The organism is Xenorhabdus hominickii, assembly GCF_002632725.1.
GTDB lineage: Bacteria > Pseudomonadota > Gammaproteobacteria > Enterobacterales > Enterobacteriaceae > Xenorhabdus > Xenorhabdus hominickii.
The window spans coordinates 1-316 of record NZ_NJAI01000122.1 but is presented as its reverse complement, the minus strand read 5'-3'; the positions used below and the strand labels follow the sequence as shown (position 1 = coordinate 316).

The following is a 316-nucleotide window of genomic DNA, read 5'->3' as shown; positions in this document are numbered from 1 at the left end:
CGCCTTAATCTTCTTCGAAGACAGATCAGTCTCACGTAATAATTTGACGGCCAGTACCGGACTGTTTTCTGCCTCTTTCGATACCGCAACATTGTGACCGCGGCTGTGTTTCTTCGGGGCGGCTGGCTGTTCGTCTTGCTCAACGATGAGATCTGTAGCGAGTTCCTGTGCAGGTTCAGTCGTGTAGTGTCCAGAATCATCAGCCCGTGCTGACAGATGACTAAAGCCTGTAGCTGTTGTGTCTTTGTGAGCGGCTTTACGTTTGAAGCGGCCTAATCCCAATAAATTCGACATGCTGTAATTTGCCATTATTATC

Annotated in this window: 1 pseudogene; it reads right to left on the bottom strand. The window is 48.4% G+C overall.

The features are described from left to right. Window positions 1-294 (bottom strand): annotated as a pseudogene (locus Xhom_RS25475) (hypothetical protein); the annotation flags it as partial. Between the last annotated feature and the right edge of the window lie 22 nt (window positions 295-316).